Source organism: Streptomyces sp. NEAU-174, assembly GCF_052665095.1.
Genome location: NZ_JBQTCE010000012.1, coordinates 220421 through 237094 on the forward strand (window position 1 = coordinate 220421; position 16674 = coordinate 237094).

At 70.8% G+C, this 16674-nt stretch carries 16 protein-coding genes and 1 tRNA gene; 9 read left to right on the top strand and 8 right to left on the bottom strand.

What is annotated here, in order from left to right:
- Positions 1–101: 101 nt before the first annotated feature.
- From ACT2CW_RS31840 to ACT2CW_RS31850, 3 genes are all read left to right on the top strand, one after another.
- Positions 102–935 (top strand): 4'-phosphopantetheinyl transferase family protein, encoded by an 834-nt coding sequence (locus tag ACT2CW_RS31840; protein WP_445519117.1) that lies wholly within the window; start codon positions 102–104, stop codon positions 933–935.
- Between the two features lie 30 nt (positions 936–965).
- Complete coding sequence (locus tag ACT2CW_RS31845) at positions 966–1820, top strand: alpha/beta fold hydrolase (RefSeq protein WP_445519118.1); 855 nt, start codon at positions 966–968, stop codon at positions 1818–1820.
- A gap of 258 nt (positions 1821–2078) precedes the next feature.
- A complete protein-coding gene (locus ACT2CW_RS31850; protein ID WP_164435911.1) occupies positions 2079–2297 on the top strand; it encodes a DUF2277 domain-containing protein in 219 nt (72 codons plus the stop codon).
- Between the two features lie 48 nt (positions 2298–2345).
- Here the strand turns inward: ACT2CW_RS31850 and ACT2CW_RS31855 are convergent.
- From ACT2CW_RS31855 to ehuB, 6 genes are all read right to left on the bottom strand, one after another.
- Positions 2346–2419: transfer RNA gene (locus ACT2CW_RS31855), tRNA-Lys, on the bottom strand.
- 61 nt (positions 2420–2480) lie between these two features.
- Positions 2481–3242 (bottom strand): IclR family transcriptional regulator domain-containing protein, encoded by a 762-nt coding sequence (locus ACT2CW_RS31860; RefSeq protein WP_445519119.1) that lies wholly within the window; start codon positions 3240–3242, stop codon positions 2481–2483.
- A 260-nt stretch (positions 3243–3502) separates the two neighbouring features.
- Positions 3503–4273, bottom strand: coding sequence for an ectoine/hydroxyectoine ABC transporter ATP-binding protein EhuA (gene ehuA / locus ACT2CW_RS31865; protein WP_051573182.1), 771 nt, complete (start codon positions 4271–4273; stop codon positions 3503–3505).
- Between the two features lie 22 nt (positions 4274–4295).
- Positions 4296–4946, bottom strand: coding sequence for an ectoine/hydroxyectoine ABC transporter permease subunit EhuD (ehuD, locus tag ACT2CW_RS31870; protein ID WP_037953178.1), 651 nt, complete (start codon positions 4944–4946; stop codon positions 4296–4298).
- Positions 4943–5695 (bottom strand): ectoine/hydroxyectoine ABC transporter permease subunit EhuC, encoded by a 753-nt coding sequence (ehuC, locus tag ACT2CW_RS31875; protein ID WP_138915484.1) that lies wholly within the window; start codon positions 5693–5695, stop codon positions 4943–4945. Before ehuC ends, ehuD begins: the two co-directional genes overlap by 4 nt.
- The gene (gene ehuB / locus ACT2CW_RS31880; protein ID WP_445519120.1) at positions 5692–6615 is read right to left on the bottom strand and encodes an ectoine/hydroxyectoine ABC transporter substrate-binding protein EhuB; all 924 of its coding nucleotides are present in this window, start codon (positions 6613–6615) and stop codon (positions 5692–5694) included. Before ehuB ends, ehuC begins: the two co-directional genes overlap by 4 nt.
- A gap of 120 nt (positions 6616–6735) precedes the next feature.
- Between ehuB and ACT2CW_RS31885 the strand changes: the two genes are divergently transcribed.
- Positions 6736–7245: a DUF3830 family protein gene (locus tag ACT2CW_RS31885; RefSeq protein WP_086882731.1), complete on the top strand. Its 510-nt coding sequence runs from the start codon at positions 6736–6738 to the stop codon at positions 7243–7245.
- Positions 7246–7372: 127 nt separating this feature from the next.
- Here the strand turns inward: ACT2CW_RS31885 and ACT2CW_RS31890 are convergent, their stop codons facing one another.
- Both ACT2CW_RS31890 and ACT2CW_RS31895 read right to left on the bottom strand, forming a co-directional pair.
- Positions 7373–8788, bottom strand: a complete 1416-nt coding sequence (locus ACT2CW_RS31890; RefSeq protein ID WP_164435917.1) for an amidase — start codon at positions 8786–8788, stop codon at positions 7373–7375.
- 26 nt (positions 8789–8814) lie between these two features.
- Positions 8815–9762, bottom strand: a complete 948-nt coding sequence (locus ACT2CW_RS31895) for a D-2-hydroxyacid dehydrogenase (protein ID WP_445519121.1) — start codon at positions 9760–9762, stop codon at positions 8815–8817.
- A 209-nt stretch (positions 9763–9971) separates the two neighbouring features.
- Between ACT2CW_RS31895 and ACT2CW_RS31900 the strand changes: the two genes are divergently transcribed.
- From ACT2CW_RS31900 to ACT2CW_RS31920, 5 genes are all read left to right on the top strand, one after another.
- On the top strand, positions 9972–10955 hold the full coding sequence (locus tag ACT2CW_RS31900) for a maleate cis-trans isomerase family protein (RefSeq protein WP_445519122.1): 984 nt from the start codon (positions 9972–9974) through the stop codon (positions 10953–10955).
- Positions 10956–11069: 114 nt separating this feature from the next.
- Positions 11070–11825, top strand: a complete 756-nt coding sequence (locus tag ACT2CW_RS31905) for a maleate cis-trans isomerase family protein (protein WP_086882728.1) — start codon at positions 11070–11072, stop codon at positions 11823–11825.
- Positions 11826–11964: 139 nt separating this feature from the next.
- Positions 11965–13212 (top strand): EfeM/EfeO family lipoprotein, encoded by a 1248-nt coding sequence (locus ACT2CW_RS31910; RefSeq protein WP_414084461.1) that lies wholly within the window; start codon positions 11965–11967, stop codon positions 13210–13212.
- Positions 13209–14432 carry an iron uptake transporter deferrochelatase/peroxidase subunit gene (efeB, locus tag ACT2CW_RS31915; protein ID WP_445519123.1) on the top strand — a complete coding sequence of 408 codons (1224 nt, stop codon included), beginning with the start codon at positions 13209–13211 and terminating at the stop codon, positions 14430–14432. The genes ACT2CW_RS31910 and efeB overlap by 4 nt, the downstream gene beginning before the upstream one ends.
- 167 nt (positions 14433–14599) lie before the next feature.
- On the top strand, positions 14600–16474 hold the full coding sequence (locus ACT2CW_RS31920) for a phospholipase C (protein ID WP_445519124.1): 1875 nt from the start codon (positions 14600–14602) through the stop codon (positions 16472–16474).
- Positions 16475–16674: the final 200 nt, after the last annotated feature.

Genomic DNA, 16674 nt, shown 5'->3' on the forward strand with positions numbered 1-16674 from the left:
CCGACGGCGGGGCACTCACGGCGCGCCGCGCGCGCCGCTGTACCGTCAGTACGTCCACAGCGAGCGCATCATCGGCCGATAGCACGGGGGGAAACCGAACAGTGTCCTTCACCAGCCCGGTTCAGCCCGCACCCGAGCCCCGGCGATGGGCCCCGGTCCGCTCCCTGCCCGGCCCCGGGGACCGCCCCGGCCCCGGCGAGGTGGCCGTATGGCTGCTGCGGATCCCGCCGTACGCCGCCGCTGCCGCCGCCGTCGCGGAGGGCATGCTGGACGAGCGGGAGCGCGAGCGCGCGGCGCGGCTGCGGTCGGACGTGGCGCGCGAGCGCTATGTGACCTCCCATGTGGGGCTGCGGACGCTGCTCGGCGGCTATCTCGGCATCGCCCCGGCCGAGGTCGCGTTCACCCGGGAGACCTGCGGCATGCCGGACTGCGAGAAGCCGCACGGCCGCCCTGCCCTGGCGGGCGGGGACGCGCTGCACTTCTCCCTCTCCCACTCCGGCGACGCGGCCCTGTGCGCCGTCGCCCGGGCGCCCGTGGGCGCCGATGTCGAGGAGCGGGACCCCGGGCGCACCGGGGCCCGGCTGACGGGTCTTGTCGGGCAGTTGCACCCCGAGGAGCGGGCGGCGATCGACGCGCTTCCGGAGGAGCTGCGGGAGGAGGCGTTCCTGGGCTGCTGGGTCCGTAAGGAGGCGTATCTCAAGGGCATCGGCACCGGGCTGCCGGGCGGGATCGCCGCCCACCACGTCGGGCTCGCCGATGGCCTGGCCCCGGTCGGCGCCCCGCCCGGCCCGCCCGGCTGGGCCTTCGCCGACCTCGACACCCCGCCCGGCTACTACGCGGCGGTCGCCGTAAGGGACGAGGGCGTACGGGAAGAGGCCGCGTCCGGCGGTGCGGCGCGTCCCGTGGTCACGCTGGCCGGTCTGCCACTGGGTTGATCACCTATCACCCCGGGTAAGGTCGACGCCATGCCGCATCTCGAGGTGGAACTCTCGGCAGGCACCATCGAGTACGAGGACACGGGAGGCGAGGGCCCCGTCGCGGTCCTGCTGCACGGGGTCGCCATGGACGGCTCTCTGTGGCGCGAGGTGGTCGCCGCGCTGGCCCCCGACATCCGCTGTGTCGTCCCCACGCTCCCCCTGGGCGGGCACCGCCGCCCGATGCGGCCCGACGCGGATCTGTCGGTGCTCGGGGTGGCCCGGCTGGTCGCCGAGTTCCTGGACCGGCTCGACCTTACGGATGTCACGCTGGCCATGAACGACTGGGGCGGCGCGCAGGCGCTGATCGCCGACGGCCGCGACCAGCGGATCGGCCGATTGGTGATCACCTCCTGTGAGGCGTTCGAGAACTACCCGCCCGGGCTGCCCGGCAGGAATCTGCGGCTGGCCGCGAAGCTGCCGGGCGGACTCAACGCCGCCTTCAAGCTGCTGAGGCTCGCACCCCTGCGCCGGCTGCCGATGACCTGGGGCTGGATGACCAAGCGCCCGGTGGACCGCGAGGTGATGGACGCCTGGTTCCAGCCGCTGTGGACCTCCCCGGAGGTCCGCCGCGACCTGCGGAAGTACGTCCTCGGCGTGCCACCGGTGAACGAGCTGCTCCACTGGGCCGAGGCCCTGCGCACCTTCGACCGCCCCGCCCTGGTGGCCTGGGCGTCCGAGGACCGCGTCATGCCGCCCGAGCACGGCCTCCGCCTGGCCGGTCTGCTGCCCCGCGGCAGCCTGGCGGAGATCCCCGACAGCTACACCCTGATCCCCCAGGACCAGCCGGGCCCCCTGTCCGACCTGATCCGCGCCTTCGTCCTGGACGGCCCCGACCCGGCCTAGGCATCGATATGCGGCTCCGCCGCGTGGTGGGGCTCCGCCCCGGACCCCGGCCGGGCGACCGGGATGTGCGCGGGGGTGTCCTGGCCGGTGAGCTGTTCCCGGCGACACGGCGACACGGCGGCTCGTCGGCCCCGGGGTCCAGGGGCGGAGCCCTTGCCGCGCGGCGGAGCCGCATAGCCGTGCCGCGGGAAGGGGCGGGGAGGGGAAAGATCCGCCACGGCCCAGGGACTGTCGTACCCCCGGCGTACCGTCGTCAGTATGTGCAGATCCATCAAGACGCTCCGCCCGCCATACGCCGACTCCGTCACCGAGGCCGACATGCGCGCCGCGGCCCTCCAGTACGTCCGCAAGATCTCCGGCTTCCGCCAGCCCGCCGCCCACAACGCGGAGGCGTTCGACAAGGCCGTCGAGGCCATCGCCGCCGCCACGGGGGAGCTGCTGGACGCGCTCGAGGTGCGCGGCGGGGCAGCACGCTGAATGGCCCGGGGCTGTCGAGAGCACCCGGGCCATTCGCTTGATCAGTTGTGCGCCGCCAGGGACTCGAACCCCGGACCCGCTGATTAAGAGTCAGCTGCTCTAACCAACTGAGCTAGCGGCGCCCGCTGACGACATAAATACTACCTGGTCCGGAGGGGTGCTCCTGACCACGCTCAGCCGGGCTCAGATGGACAGGGAGAGCAGCATCGGGGCCGCCTCGCGGTTCAGCGTGTCGGCGGCCTGGCGGAGCCGGTGGGCATGGGCCAGCGGAAGGGAGAGGGCCAGGCAGCCCACGGAGCGCCCGGCGCTGATCGGGACCGCCGCACAGACCGTGCCGACCGCGTATTCCTGGAGGTCGAGGACGGGCACCGTGGCGGGCTGGCTGTCCAGCTTGCGGAACAGCACCTTCTCGTTGGTGGTGGCCCGGGAGGTGAGCCGCACCGTCTTGTGGCGGGCGAGGTGATCGCGGCGGCTGTCGTGGTCGAGCTGGGTGAGCAGGCATTTGCCGAGCGCCATGGCATGGGCGGCGGAGCGGAAGTCCACCCACTCGTTGACCTTGGGAGTGCGCGGCCCGTCCGCATACTGCGTGATCTTGATTTCGCCGTCCACATAGCGGCTGAGGTAGACCGCCGCGCCCACCGAGTCGCGCAGGGTGATGAGCGACTGCTGGAGCTTGTCCTGTACGGCGTGGCCGCGGCCGGGGGCGGCGGAGCCCAGCAGGGTCAGGGCGTTGCCCCCGACGTAGGCGCCGTCGGCGATCTGCTCCACATAGCCCTCGCGGCGCAGCATCCGCAGCAGATCGGCGAGCTGGTGGGCCGGTAGCCGGGTCTCCCTGGCGAGCATGATGTCGCTGACGCCGGACGAGTGTTTGGCGACGACCTCCAGGATGCGGAGGGCGTGCTGCACCGAGTGGAACGGCGCGGTCGGCTCGGGCCTGAGCGCCACGATTTCCCCCCTCGCAGGTTGGCGTGGCTTTGTATCACGATAACCGCCAAGGGGCTTATCCGGATCGGCTGTTGAGGATATTGCCGAGGCGTATCCGCCCCGGTCAGCAGGGGCGTATGTCCTCGGCATATGACAATGGCGTGCCCCCGCGGGAGGGCCGCGGGGGCAGCGCCGGACCGGGCCCGGCGAGCGCCGGATGATCAGCCCGGTGGGGCCGGATGATCTGCCCGGCAGGCGCCGGGCCCGGTCCGGCCGAGAGCTCAGAGAACCGCGCTCAGGAACTCCCTCGTCCGCTCGTGCTCCGGCTCGGTGAAGATCTTCTCCGGCGGTCCGGACTCGATCACCCGGCCCGCGTCGAACATCAGTACGTCGTCGGAGATGTCCCGCGCGAAGTTCATCTCATGGGTGACACAGAGCATGGTGATGTCCGTCGTGTGCGCGATGTCGCGCAGCACATCCAGCACTCCGGCCACCAGCTCCGGGTCCAGCGCCGACGTCACCTCGTCCAGGAGCATCACCTGCGGCCGCATCGCCAGCGCCCGGGCGATCGCCACCCGCTGCTGCTGACCGCCGGACAGCTGCGTCGGGTACGCGTCGCACTTGTCGCCGAGGCCGACCAGGTCGAGCAGCTCCCGGGCGCGGGTCTCGGCCTCGTCCTTGCTGAGGCCCAGCACGTTCACCGGGGCCTCGGTGATGTTCCGCAGCACCCGCATATTGGGGAAGAGGTTGAACTGCTGGAAGACCATGCCGATCTTCTTGCGCACCTCTCTGGTGTGCTTCTCGCCCGCCGGGACCAGCTTGCCGGCCCTGTCCTCATGGGTCAGGTAGTCGCCGTCGACCTTGATCGTGCCCTCGTCCGGCTTGATCAGCGTCATCAGCAGCCGCAGGATCGTGGTCTTGCCCGACCCCGAGGGGCCGATCAGGGTGACGTGCTTACCGGAGGAGACCGAGAAGTCGAGGTTGTCCAGGACCGTGTTGCTGCCGAAGCGCTTGGTCACCTGGTCGAAGCGGATCAGTTCACTGCCGTCCACGGCAGGGTTCGTGTGGTCGGTTTCAGTGGCCAAGACGACGCTCCAGGGCTCGCATCAGAAGGGAAGCCGGATAGGCGATGACGATGAAGGCGATGCCGACCATCGTGTAGGGCTCGATGTACTGGAAGGACGACGCGCCCTCCGCGCGCGCCTTCTGCAACATGTCGACGACGCCGATCAGCGCGAGCATCGGGGAGTCCTTCAGCATCGCGATGACGTAGTTGCCCAGTGCGGGCACCACCCGGCGGATGGCCTGCGGCAGGATCACCGCGGTCCAGGTACGGCCGCGGGAGAGGCTGAGCGCGGTCGCCGCCTCCCACTGGCCCTTGGGCACACCGTCGATACCGGCCCGGTAGACCTCGGCGGTGTACGTCGAGTAGTGCAGACCGAGCGCGATCACCCCGGTGGTGAGCGCCGAGAACTTGATGTCCCAGGTCGGCAGCACGTAGTAGAAGAAGAACAGCTGCACCAGCAGCGGAGTGTTGCGGATGAACTCCACGACCGCCGCCACCGGCCAGCGTATGAAGCGGGTCGGCGAGCGGAAGGCCATCGCCCACACCAGCCCGAGCGCGAACGCCAGGACCGAGCCCAGGGCGGTCGCCTCCAGGGTGATCAGCAGCCCGTTGCCCAGCTCGGGGAGGAAGTCCTTCGCCACATCCCAGTTCCAGCTCACTGGGCACCTCCCGCCGTGATGATGTTGGACGACTGCTCGGCCTCCTGGCGCGCGGACAGCTTCCGGGTGATCAGCGGGCCCTTGCCGGACTTCACCGGGGCCTGGCCGATGCCCGCCTTGGCGCGCCGCTCCAGCAGCCGCATCAGCCGGGTGAGGACGAAGGCCAGCACGAAGTAGAGGACCAGGATGATCGCGTAGATCTCCAGGCTGTCACCGGTCGCCAGCCGCGAGAGCTGGGCGGCGAAGGTGATGTCGGCGACGCTCACCGCGGAGACCAGGGCGGTCGCCTTCAGCAGCTCGATCAGTAGATTGTTGAAGGGCGGGATCATTTCCGGGATCGCCTGCGGCAGGATCACCCGGCGCATCCGCTGCGCGGGCGTAAAGCTGAGCGCGATGGCCGCCTCACGCTGCGCCGGGGCCACCGCGGCGATCGCGCCACGCACGATCTCCGAGCCGTACGCCCCGTAGGTGAGGCCGAGCGCCAGCACCGCGGCCCACATCGGCACCAGCTGGAACTGGAAGGCCAGTGGCATCACGAAGAACAGCCAGAACATCAGCACCAGGGCCGAGGTGCCGCGGAAGACCTCCACATAGAAGCCGGTCAGAAAGCGGACGATCCACAGCGGTGAGGTGCGCGCGATCCCGATGCCGAACGCCACGACGGCCGCGAAGACCGCGCTGTACAGGGTCAGCTGGATGGTGATCCAGACGCCCGGAAGAAGCCAGTTTTCCCACAGCCCGGCCGTCATGAGCACAGCTCCTTGGCGGTCAGATCGGTCATTTCTTCCTTGGTGAAGCCGAAGGGCCGCACGATCCGCAGCAGCTCCCCGCTCTTCTTCATCTTGTGCAGCTCGACGTTGAAGGCGTCCCGGAGCTTGGTCTCCTCCGGCCGGAAGGCGAAGCCGCCGGCGCCGATGTCCGGTTTGCCGTCGACGTACGCCTGGAACGGCTCGGTGGCCTCGGCCAGCCGGCTGTTCCGCTGCTTCACCACGTTGTGCACGGTCACGGTCGTGCCCGCGAAGACATCGGCCCGGCCCTGTTCCACGGCCAGCAGCCCGGCCAGCTGGTCGGGGAGGATCAGCATGTCGCTCTGCTTGATCCCGGCGTCCTCCGCGTAGCCGATCTCGGCGTAGGCGGTGCCGGTGGCCATTTTGGCCTTCTTCTTGAAGATGTCTTCGTAATTGTGCAGGTTCTTGGGGTTCCCCTTGCGCACGATGAACGCGTCACGCATGCGGTAGTCGGGGTCCGAGAAGATCACTTGGGCGCAGCGCTCGGGGTTGATGTACATCCCCGCCGAGACCACGTCGAACTGCTGCGAGCGAAGGCCCGGGATGAGCGAGCCGAACTCGGTCGGTACCGGCTGGACCTTGGGCACCCCCAGCCGCTTGAAGATGATTTTCGCGATCTCCGGCGCCTCGCCGGTGAACTCGCCGTTCTCGTCGATGTAGCCGAATGGGATCTCCCCCGCAATTCCCAGCCGGACCGTCCCCTGCGACCGGAGTCGCTCCAGCAGATTGCCCCCGTCCTTGGCGCCCGAGCCGGACACCCGGCTACAGCCGGCCGCGCCCAGCAGGCCCAGGGCCGCACCGCCGGCGAGAAGAGCGCGGCGGCTTGGGCCCATTTTGGCTATTTCTCTGCTATCGGTGTCTTTCCCACGTGGTGGAGCCATGGGCGCGCGGCTACCCGACTCCGGCAAATGTATGCGGGTCGTTTCCGGCCCTTGATACAGCCGATGTCTGGGTAGTCCCCTGGGACAGGACTGGTTCCGAAGCGACCTGGAGGAAAGTCGATGGTTGACCGAGCCGACCGGTTCATCGAGGTCTCGCTCGACAAGCGCGGGGTGAGCTGTACGGCCAAGCTCCTTGACGAGCTCGCGCCGATCACCTGCGACGCGGTGTGGAACGCGCTGCCGCTCGGGGGTGATGTGTATCACGCCAAGTACGCACGCAATGAGATCTACACCCTGCTGCCCCCCTTCGCGCCCGAGGAGCCGCCCCTCGAGAACCCGACGATCACCCCGATCCCCGGGGACCTGTGCTACTTCACCTTCACGGACACCCAGCTCGGGACCAAGTCGTACGGATACGAGACCGAGGCCAAGCACCAGGGGCGGCGGCAGGTGATCGACCTGGCGCTCTTCTACGAGCGGAACAACCTGCTGATCAACGGTGACGCGGGCTGGGTGCCCGGGATCGTCTGGGGCACGATCGTGGACGGCCTCGACCGCATGGCGGACGCCTGCCAGGACCTGTGGCGCGCGGGGGCGCTGGGGGAGACGCTGAACTTCCGCCGGGCGTAGACCTCGGCTCGCGCGGGGCAGGGGCCCCTCGGCCTGTGCCCGCGGTCGGCCCTCGGTCCGTGCCCGGCGCGGCGCAGGGGCCGGACGCGGGTCCGGGGCGGAGCCGTCCCGGACCCGGCAACGGGCGTTATGCCGTCGGCGGACGCACCCCGTCCGCCAGCCCCGCCTCGAACAGCGCGTGCGCCGCGCGCAGCACGAGCGCGTCCGCGTGGCGCGCGCCCACCAGCTGCACCCCGATCGGCAGGCCCGCGCCGCTGAGGCCGCACGGCACCGACGCCGCGGGCTGCTGGGTCAGGTTGAACGGGTAGGTGAACGGCGTCCACCCGGTCCACCGGGTGTGCTCCGACCCCTTGGGCACCTCGACCCCCGCCTCGAACGCGGTGATCGGCAGCGCGGGGGTGACCAGCAGGTCGTACGCGGAGTGGAACCGCCCCATGGCGTGGCCGAGGGCCATCCGCACATCCACGGCCGCCAGATAGTCCAGCGCGCTGTACGACGCCCCCTGGGCGCAGATCTCGCGCAGCCCCGGGTCCAGCAGCTCCCAGTCCTCCTGCCCCAGCGGCTGCACCACCCGGGCCGCGCCGCTGAACCACAACGTGTGGAACGCCTCCACCGGATCCTCGAACCCCGGGTCGATCTCCTCGACCACCGCGCCCAGCTCCGCCAGCAGGTCCACCGCCCGCCGCACCGACGCGGCCACCTCCGGGTCGACCACGGCCGCGCCGCCGAGCGCGGGGCTGTAGGCGACCCGCAGGCCGTCCACCCCGCCCCCGCCGGAGCTGAGCGCCTCCCGGAAGCCGCCCTCGACGGGGCCCAGCTGGGACCAGTCGCGCCAGTCCGGGCCGGAGATCACATCCATCAGCAGCGCCGCGTCCGCCGCGTCCCGGGTCATCGGCCCCACATGGGCCAGGGTGCCGAACGCGCTCGCCGGATAGAGCGGAACCCTCCCATAGGTGGGTTTCAGCGCGAAGATGCCGCAGAAGGCGGCCGGGATACGGACCGAGCCCCCGCCGTCCGTCCCCAGGCTCAGCGGACCCGCGCCCAGCGCGACCGCGGCCGCGCTGCCGCCACTGGAGCCGCCCGCGGTCCGCTGAGGGTCGTACGGATTGCCGGTGACCCCGTGGGCCGGGCTGTCGGTGACGCCCTTCCAGCCGAACTCCGGGGTCGTGGTCTTCCCCACGAACACCGCGCCGTGCTCGCGCAGCCGCGCCACCGAGGGCGCGTCCTCGTCCCACGCCTTGCCCTCGGGCCGTACGGTCCGCGAACCGCGCAGGGTGGGGGCGCCGCGCTGCAACAGGATGTCCTTCACCGACACCGGGACGCCGTCAACCAGGCCCGCCGGGGCCCCGCGCCGCCACCGCTCGGCGGACTCCTCCGCCTGCCGCAGCGCGTCCTCGGCGTCCACCCGGGTGAAGGCGTTCACCTCCGGCTGAATCTGCTCGATCCGGTGGAGGACGGCACGGGTCGCCTCGACGGGGGAGAGCTCGCCGGAGGCATAGCGCTCGACGAGTTGAACGGCTGTCAGGTCGTGAATGTCGGTCATCCGGCTCTCCGTTCAGGGTCCTGCGATCAGTCCACCGGTACGTACCCGAGGCGTTTGTCGACGATGTTGAGCAGTGGTTCGCCCGCGCACCAGCGCTCGTAGTTGTCCTGGAACTGATCGGCCAGGTGGTCGCGCCACCCGACCGTGTCGCCGCTCATATGGGGCGAGACAAACAGCCCGGGCACGTCCCACAGGGGATCGTCCGAGGCCAGTGGCTCGTGTTCGAAGACGTCCAGGGCCGCGCCGGCGATCCGCCGGGCGACCAGGGCCGCCGTGAGGTCCTTCTCGACGACCAGGGGGCCGCGGCCGACGTTGATGAACCGGGCGGAGGGCTTCATCCGGTCGAAGACGGTGCGGTCGAACATGCCGCGGTTGGCGTCGGTGAGCGGCGCCGCGCTCACCACCCAGTCGGCCGACGGAAGCAGCTCGGGCAGCTCGTCGCCGCCGCGCACGCCCTGCCGCGCGGTGCGGCCCACCAGGTCGACCACCACGCCGAGCGCGGCCAGGGTGGAGCCGATCGCCCGGCCGATGGGGCCCGCGCCCACGACCACGGCGCGCGTCCCGGCCAGCCGCATCGTCTCGCGGTGCTGCCAGCGTCGCTGCCGCTGGAGCTCCCAGCTTCCGTGGAAGTCCTTGGCCATGGCGACCACCAGACCGGCCACATACTCCGCGATCGGCTGCTCGAAGACCCCTCGGGCATTGGTCAGTACCGTGTCGGACTCGATGAGCTCGGGGCAGAGCAGCCGGTCCACTCCCGCGCTCGCGGTATGGACCCACGCCGGCCGGGGACCCTCACCGGGCCAGGCGTCGCGGACCGCGTCGGAGGTGAAATCCCAGACCAGGAGCACATCCGCGGTGGGGAGCGCCTGGGGCAGCGAATTCTCGTCACAGACGAGCACCTTGGCCCGGCCGGCCACCCGGTCCAGGTGGACCGGTGGCTGGTCGCCGAAGACGACAACTGTGCTTTCGGACATAGGCGGGAAACCGTTTCGAAACGTGGATGGGTTTGCCTGGAGAAGGAGCGGGCAGGCGCCTCTGTTTGAGGATTGACCACGCTAGGCAGCGGAAACTACCGTCGTCAACAACGGCATCTGTCCCGGCGTCCCCGGCATCAGGCCGGCTCTCTCCATCCAAAATCTCTGGCCAATGGTCCAGTCCCTCCGTTTCCGTATTGGGGCTCGCTTTGGACGTCTCTTTTCTGGGTGGCCCACAGTCGCAGCGCGGCGTGGGTGTGGTGGCACCGTTCGACTTCGCACTCGATCGTGAGCTGTGGCGCTGGGTGCCGGACGAGGTATCCCTCCACCTCACCCGTACCCCGTTCGTACCGGTCGAGGTGAGCCTCGACCTGGCGCGGCTCGTCAGTGAGCACGAGACCTTGCACGACGCGGTGCAGGCGCTGGCGGCCGTCGCACCGGAAGTGGTGGCGTACGCGTGCACCTCGGGCAGCTTCGTCGGCGGTGTCGCCGGGGAGCGCGCGATGTGCGCGGCCATGTCCCAGGCGGGTGAGGTCCCGTCGCTGACCACCTCGGGCGCGCTGCTGGAGGCGCTGCGGGAGATCGGCGCCCGGCGGATCGCGGTGGTGACGCCGTACACCCAGTCCGTCACCGACTCGCTGGAGGAGTATCTGGCCGAGGGCGGGATGACCGTCACCGGCCGGGCGTACCTCGGACTGACCCGGCACATCTGGAAGGTGCCGTACCGCGATGTGGTCGACATGGCCAGGCAAGCGGTGGTCGGGGCCACCGACGCGCTCTTCATCAGCTGCACCAATCTGCCGACCTACGACGTGATCCCGCAGCTGGAGGCGGAGCTGCGGATGCCCGTGCTGTCCGCGAACCAGGTCACCATGTGGGCGGCGCTGCGGGCGATCGGCGCCCGGGCCGTCGGGCCGTACCAGGCGCTGCTGGACCCGGCCGCCCGGTCCGGTCCGGCGGGGATGTCGGTGTCGCCGAGCGGCCCGTTCCCGGTGCCGGACCCGGTCGTCGAGTCGATGCTCGGGGCCGTGGAGGCGGTCGAGTCCGTGGTGGACGAGCCCGAGGCTGCGCTGGCCGGGGCGGCCTCGCCGGGGTCGGACGGCGACCCGGCCGACGGGCTCGACCCGGGCTTCGGCACCGGCCTCGGCGAGGGCCCCTACCTCGACGATTCCGGCGGCCCGGCCGCGGGGTGAGGCGAGGGCCCGGCGTGCCCGGCGGGTGGGAACCCGCCGGGCTTCCGCGGTGTATGAGAAGTGACAGCAGTGCAGGGGCGGCGCTCGCGGGGGCCGCCAGTCAAGGAGGCAGTCATGGTGGACTCGACGCACCCGGCCCCGGACACGGTCGGCTTTCTCTACCCCGGATACTCCGCCGAGGACGAATACCCGCGCCTGGAAGGCATGCTCGGCGGCGACAGCGGCGACATCCGGCTTCCGTTGGTCCACACCGACATCGGTGAGGACGCCCATCGGGTGGACGCCCTGCTGGAGATGGGGTCGGCGGCCCGCCTCGCGGCCGGGGTCGCCGAGCTCGCCGAGCGCGGCGCCCGGGCCGTGGTCTGGGCGTGCACCAGCGCCAGCTTCGTCTTCGGCTGGGAGGGCGCCAAGGAGCAGGTGCGCGAGCTGGGCGAGACGGCCGGGATGCCCGCCTCCAGCACTTCCTTCGCCTTCGCCCACGCGGTGCAGGCGCTCGGCGCCGACCGGGTGGCCATCGCTGCCACCTATCCGGAGGATGTCGCCGACTACTTCCGGGCATTTTTGAAGGCGGCCGGCGCCGAGGTGGTCTCGATGCGCGGCAGCGGGATCATCACGGCGGCGGAGGTCGGCACCTGGGGCCGGGACGAGGTGCTGGAGCTGGGCCGCGCCGGGGACCACCCCGAGGCCCAGGCGGTGCTCCTGCCGGACACCGCCCTGCACACCGCCGCCTGGATTCCGGATCTGGAGGCGGAGCTGGGGAAGCCGGTGCTCACGGCCAATCAGGTCACGGTCTGGGAGGGGCTGCGGCTGCTGGGCCGCGATCCGGTCCATGACCGGCTGGGCGCGCTCTTCGCCCGGAGCGGCGGATAGCGACGGGCGGCGCGGCCGGGGACGGGTGCGCCGAAGGCCCCGAGGAGTTGGTGACGGGGAGCTGAACCCCGGCAGAATTCCATGCAGCTCTTTGGCCATCGGTGCATTCCGCTTATCGCACTGCCCCTAGCATGCAGCCGTGCGTCGCCAACATCTCTCCCCGGTCCCGCCGGCACGTCATCTGCTGGTCGCCGGTGCGGTGACGGTGGCCACGGCCGTCGGAATCGGCGCGCTGGCGGTCGGCGGAGGCTCCTCGGACGGTCCTCGTGCGCACCCCTCCGCGAGCGGAAGCGCGCTCACGAAGGCATCGGACGGGCTGCGGCATACCTCCGTCGAGGTGTCCGAGGGCGGCTGTGGCCGTGGCTGGACCGATGCCGCCCGTGGCAAGCAGGTCTTCGAGCTGCGGAACACCTCCAGCAGACCGGCCGAGGTCTATCTCACCAATCCGGCGAACGGCGCCGTCTACGGAGAGGTGGAGGGCCTGGGCCCCGGCACCAGCAGACCGCTGAGCGTCACGCTCGGCGGGGGCTCCTACGCCTTCGTCTGCCTGCCCGAGGACGCGGACGCGGTCACCGGGCCCACCGTCACCGTCCCCGGACCGGCGCGAGGCGGTGGACCGGCCGCGATCCCGGTCGGCCAGCAGGATCTGATCCCGCCCACCATCGCCTACCAGAAGTGGGTGGCGGGCCGGATGGACGAGCTGGTGCGGCGCACGGACGCGCTGCGCTCGGCCATCCACTGCGGTGACCTGGCCACGGCCCGCGCGGTCTGGCTGCCCGCCCATCTGGTGTACGAGCGGATGGGCGCCGCCTATGGCACCTTCGGCGACGCCGACGGGGCCATCAACGGCACCACCGCGGGGCTGTCCGACGGGGTCCACGACCCGGACTTCACCGGCTTCCACCGCCTCGAGTACGGCCTGTGGCACGGCGAGTCCGCGAGCTCACTGCGCCCGGTCGCCGACCGGCTCGTGAGGGACGTCCGAGGGCTGCGGGACGATTGGCCGCAGGAGCGGATGGACCCGGCCGACCTGGGCCTGCGGGCGCACGAGATCATGGAGAACACCGTGCAGTTCGAGCTGACCGGCCGCACCGACTACGGCAGCGGCACCAATCTGGCCACCGCGCGGGCCAACCTGGACGGCACCCGGGCCGTGCTGCGCCGGCTGGAGCCGCTGCTGAAGCCCCGTGCCCCCTGGCTGCCCGAGCTGGAGGGCGACCTGGACCGCACCCAGCGGACCCTGGAGCGCTCGCACCACGGCGACCGCTGGACCCCGCTGGACCGGCTGAGCCGCACCGGGCGCCAGCGGCTCAACGCGGACACGGGTGCGCTGGTGGAGCGGCTGGCGCAGGTGGCGGCGCTGATGGATGTGCGGAGGACCCGGTGAGCGAGGTGCTGCGCAGGGGCTTTCTGCTGGGCGCCGCCGCGGGCACGGTCGGCGCGGTGGCGGGCGCGGCCGTCGCGGGCACGGCGGCCGCGAAGGAGGACGGGCCGGAGGAGAGGCCCACCCATGTCCCCTTCCACGGCACCCATCAGGCCGGGATCCTCACCCCGCCCCAGCGGGCCACCGCGTTCATCGCGTTCGACACCGTGGCCGAGGGGCGCAAGGAACTGGCCGACGCCTTCCGTACGCTGACCGAGCGGTGCCGCTTCCTCACCGCCGGAGGCACCCCCGACCCGGTCGGGATCACCGCGCCGCCCGCCGACTCCGGCACCCTGGGCCCCGAGGTGGCGGCCGACCGGCTGACCGTGACCGTCGGCGTGGGTGCCTCGCTCTTCGACGAGCGTTACGGACTGCGGGACCGCAAGCCCCGGCGGCTGCGCGCGATGAGGTCCTTCCCCGACGACGATCTCGACCCCGACTGGTGCCATGGCGATCTGAGCCTCCAACTGTGCGCCGACAGCACGGACACGGTGCTGCACGCGCTGCGCGACATCGCCCGGCACACCCGGGGCGCGTTGCAGATCCGCTGGCGTATCGACGGCTTCGTCAGCCCGCCGCGCCCGTCCGGCACCCCGCGCAACCACATGGGGTTCAAGGACGGCACCGCCAACCCCGACACCGGGGACGCCCGGGCGATGGACCGTCTGGTGTGGGTGGGCGCCCACTCCGGGGAGCCCGCCTGGGCCACCGGCGGCAGCTATCAGGTGATCCGGCTGATCCGGATGCTGGTGGAGTTCTGGGACCGGGTGTCGATCAGCGAGCAGGAGCGCATGTTCGGCCGCAGCCGGGACTCGGGCGCCCCGCTGGACGGTCAGCACGAGTTCGACACCCCGCGCTTCGCACAGGACCCCAAGGGCGACGTCATTCCGCTGGACAGCCATATACGGATGGCCAATCCGCGCACCTCCCGGACCGAGGACCAGCGCATCCTGCGCCGTGCCTACAACTACGACCGGGGCATGGACGGCAATGGCAATTTGGACATGGGGCTGCTGTTCTGCTGCTATCAGCAGGACCTCGAGCGCCAGTTCGAGACCGTGCAGAAGCGGCTGGCGGGGGAGCCGTTGGTGGACTACATCACCCCCTTCGGCGGCGGCTATTTCTTCGCGCTCCCCGGGGTGCGGGACCGCTCCGACTGGCTGGGACGGACCCTTCTGTCCTGATCGGGGCTTGAAGTCGCCCCACCATCCGGTCAAGAACGCCTCAAGAGTTCCTTGGATTCTTCTGACCCTCTATTCACTCGGGCGCCTCCATGGATTCCATCGGAGAGTCCTGCCCGCGGCACAGGATCAGGCGCAGGCGTGAAACGCGAATCATGTGGAGGCATGGCATGGGCGGCACGGCAGGATCCGAAGGCGGCCGACGGCGTGGCCGGGCCGCGCGCTGGGGTGCCCTGGCCGGCGCCGCGGCCCTGGCGACCGTGGGCGGGGTGGCCCCCGCATGGGCCGCGCCCGCGAAGGGTGGCCACACCGCGACCCCGGTGAAGCATGTGGTGGTGATCTTCGACGAGAACATCTCGTTCGACCACTACTTCGGCACCTACCCCAAGGCGGCGAACACGGACGGCACCAGGTTCACGCCGGCCAAGGACACCCCCAAGGACATCGACACCCTCGCGCACGCGGGGCTGCTGGAGAAGAACCCCAATCTCTACAAGCCCAAGCGGCTGCGCAGCGACCAGGCCATGACCTGCGACCAGAACCACTCCTACGGCCCCGAGCAGTACGCCGCCAATGGCGGCAAGGCCGATAAGTTCGTGGAGAACACCGAGGTCAGCAAGTGCACCGGGCTGTTCGGCGAGCCCGGTCTGGTGATGGACTACTACGACGGAAACACCGTCACCGGCCTGTGGAACTACGCCCAGCACTATGCGATGAGCGACCGCTCCTTCAGCTCGGCCTACGGTCCCTCCACCCCCGGAGCGCTGGAGCTGATCTCGGGCCAGACCCATGGCGTGATCTCCACCGACCCCAAGTCCTCCACCGAGAACCCGATCCAGACCGACAAGCCGGACGCGTACACGGTGGCCTCACCGGACGCCCAGGGCGTCGGCACGATGATCAACGACCCGGACCCGGCCTTCGACGACTGCTCCAACAAGGACCACACCAGCGGCAACGCCCTGGCGCGGATGAAGGGCCGGAACATCGGCGATCTGCTCAATGCCAAGGGGGTGAGCTGGGGCTGGTTCCAGGGCGGCTTCCGGCCCAGCACCGCCTGGGACGGCGAGCAGGACCACTACGCCAAGTGCTCCGGCACCACCCACAAGAACGTCGGCGGTGCTGCCTCGGTGGACTACAGCCCGCACCACGCGCCGTTCCAGTACTACAAGTCCACGGCGAACCCGCATCACCTCCCGCCGAAGAACGTCCAGGAGATCGGGCACAGCGGCCGGGCCAACCACAACTACGACCTCACCGACTTCGACGCGGCGCTCAAGACGGGGCATCTGCCGTCCGTCAGCTTCCTGAAGGCCGCCGAGTACCAGGACGGCCACGCCGCCTACTCCGACCCGGTCGACGAGCAGCACTTCCTGGTCGAGCAGATCAACGCGATCCAGAAGTCGCCGCAGTGGAAGGACACCGCGATCGTCGTCGCGTACGACGACAGCGACGGCTGGTACGACCACGCGTACGCCAAGCCCCGCAACGGGTCGACCGACAAGACCACGGGTTCGGGCGGCAAGGCCACCGACAGCCCCGCCTGCCAGTCCGCTCCGAAGCCCGCGGGCGGCTACCAGGACCGCTGTGGCCCCGGCCCTCGGCAGCCGCTGCTGGTGATCTCGCCCTTCAGCAAGTCCAACAAGGTCGACCACACCCAGACCGAGCAGACCTCGATCACCCGCTTCATCGAGGACAACTGGCACACCGGCCGGATCGGTGACGCCTCCTTCGACCGCCGGGCGAACACCCTCTCCGGGCTCTTCGACTTCCGTCACCCCAACAACACCCAGGTGCTGCTGAAGTCCGACGGCTCGGTCGCGTCGGTCCACAAGGCCGGTCACTACACGACCTCCGCCCTGGCCGCCCACGCCCCGATCGTGAACGCCGCGGCCGCCGACGCCCTGACCGCCCGGCGTCTCGCCGACGACAAGGGCATGTCCGCCGCCCTGCCCATCGGCCTCACGGCGGGTGTGCTGGTGCTCGGCGGCGCCGGTACGGCGCTGGCCCTCCACCGCCGCCGCACCGCGGGGACCGCGGGCTAGGCCCGTTCCGCGCGAGCGCGCGGCACACCGCCGTCGGGTTCGCCGCCACACCTCCTCCCCAGGTGGCGGCGGACCCGGCCGTTCTCCGTAGGCCGGGGAACGAGGGCCGGAGCCGGGGCCGGGGCCGGGAATAAAGCGGAGCCTTTCTCCGGTTGACTGTCGGCGGTAGACGTAGAGGCGTGGCGGCGCACCGCCGCACA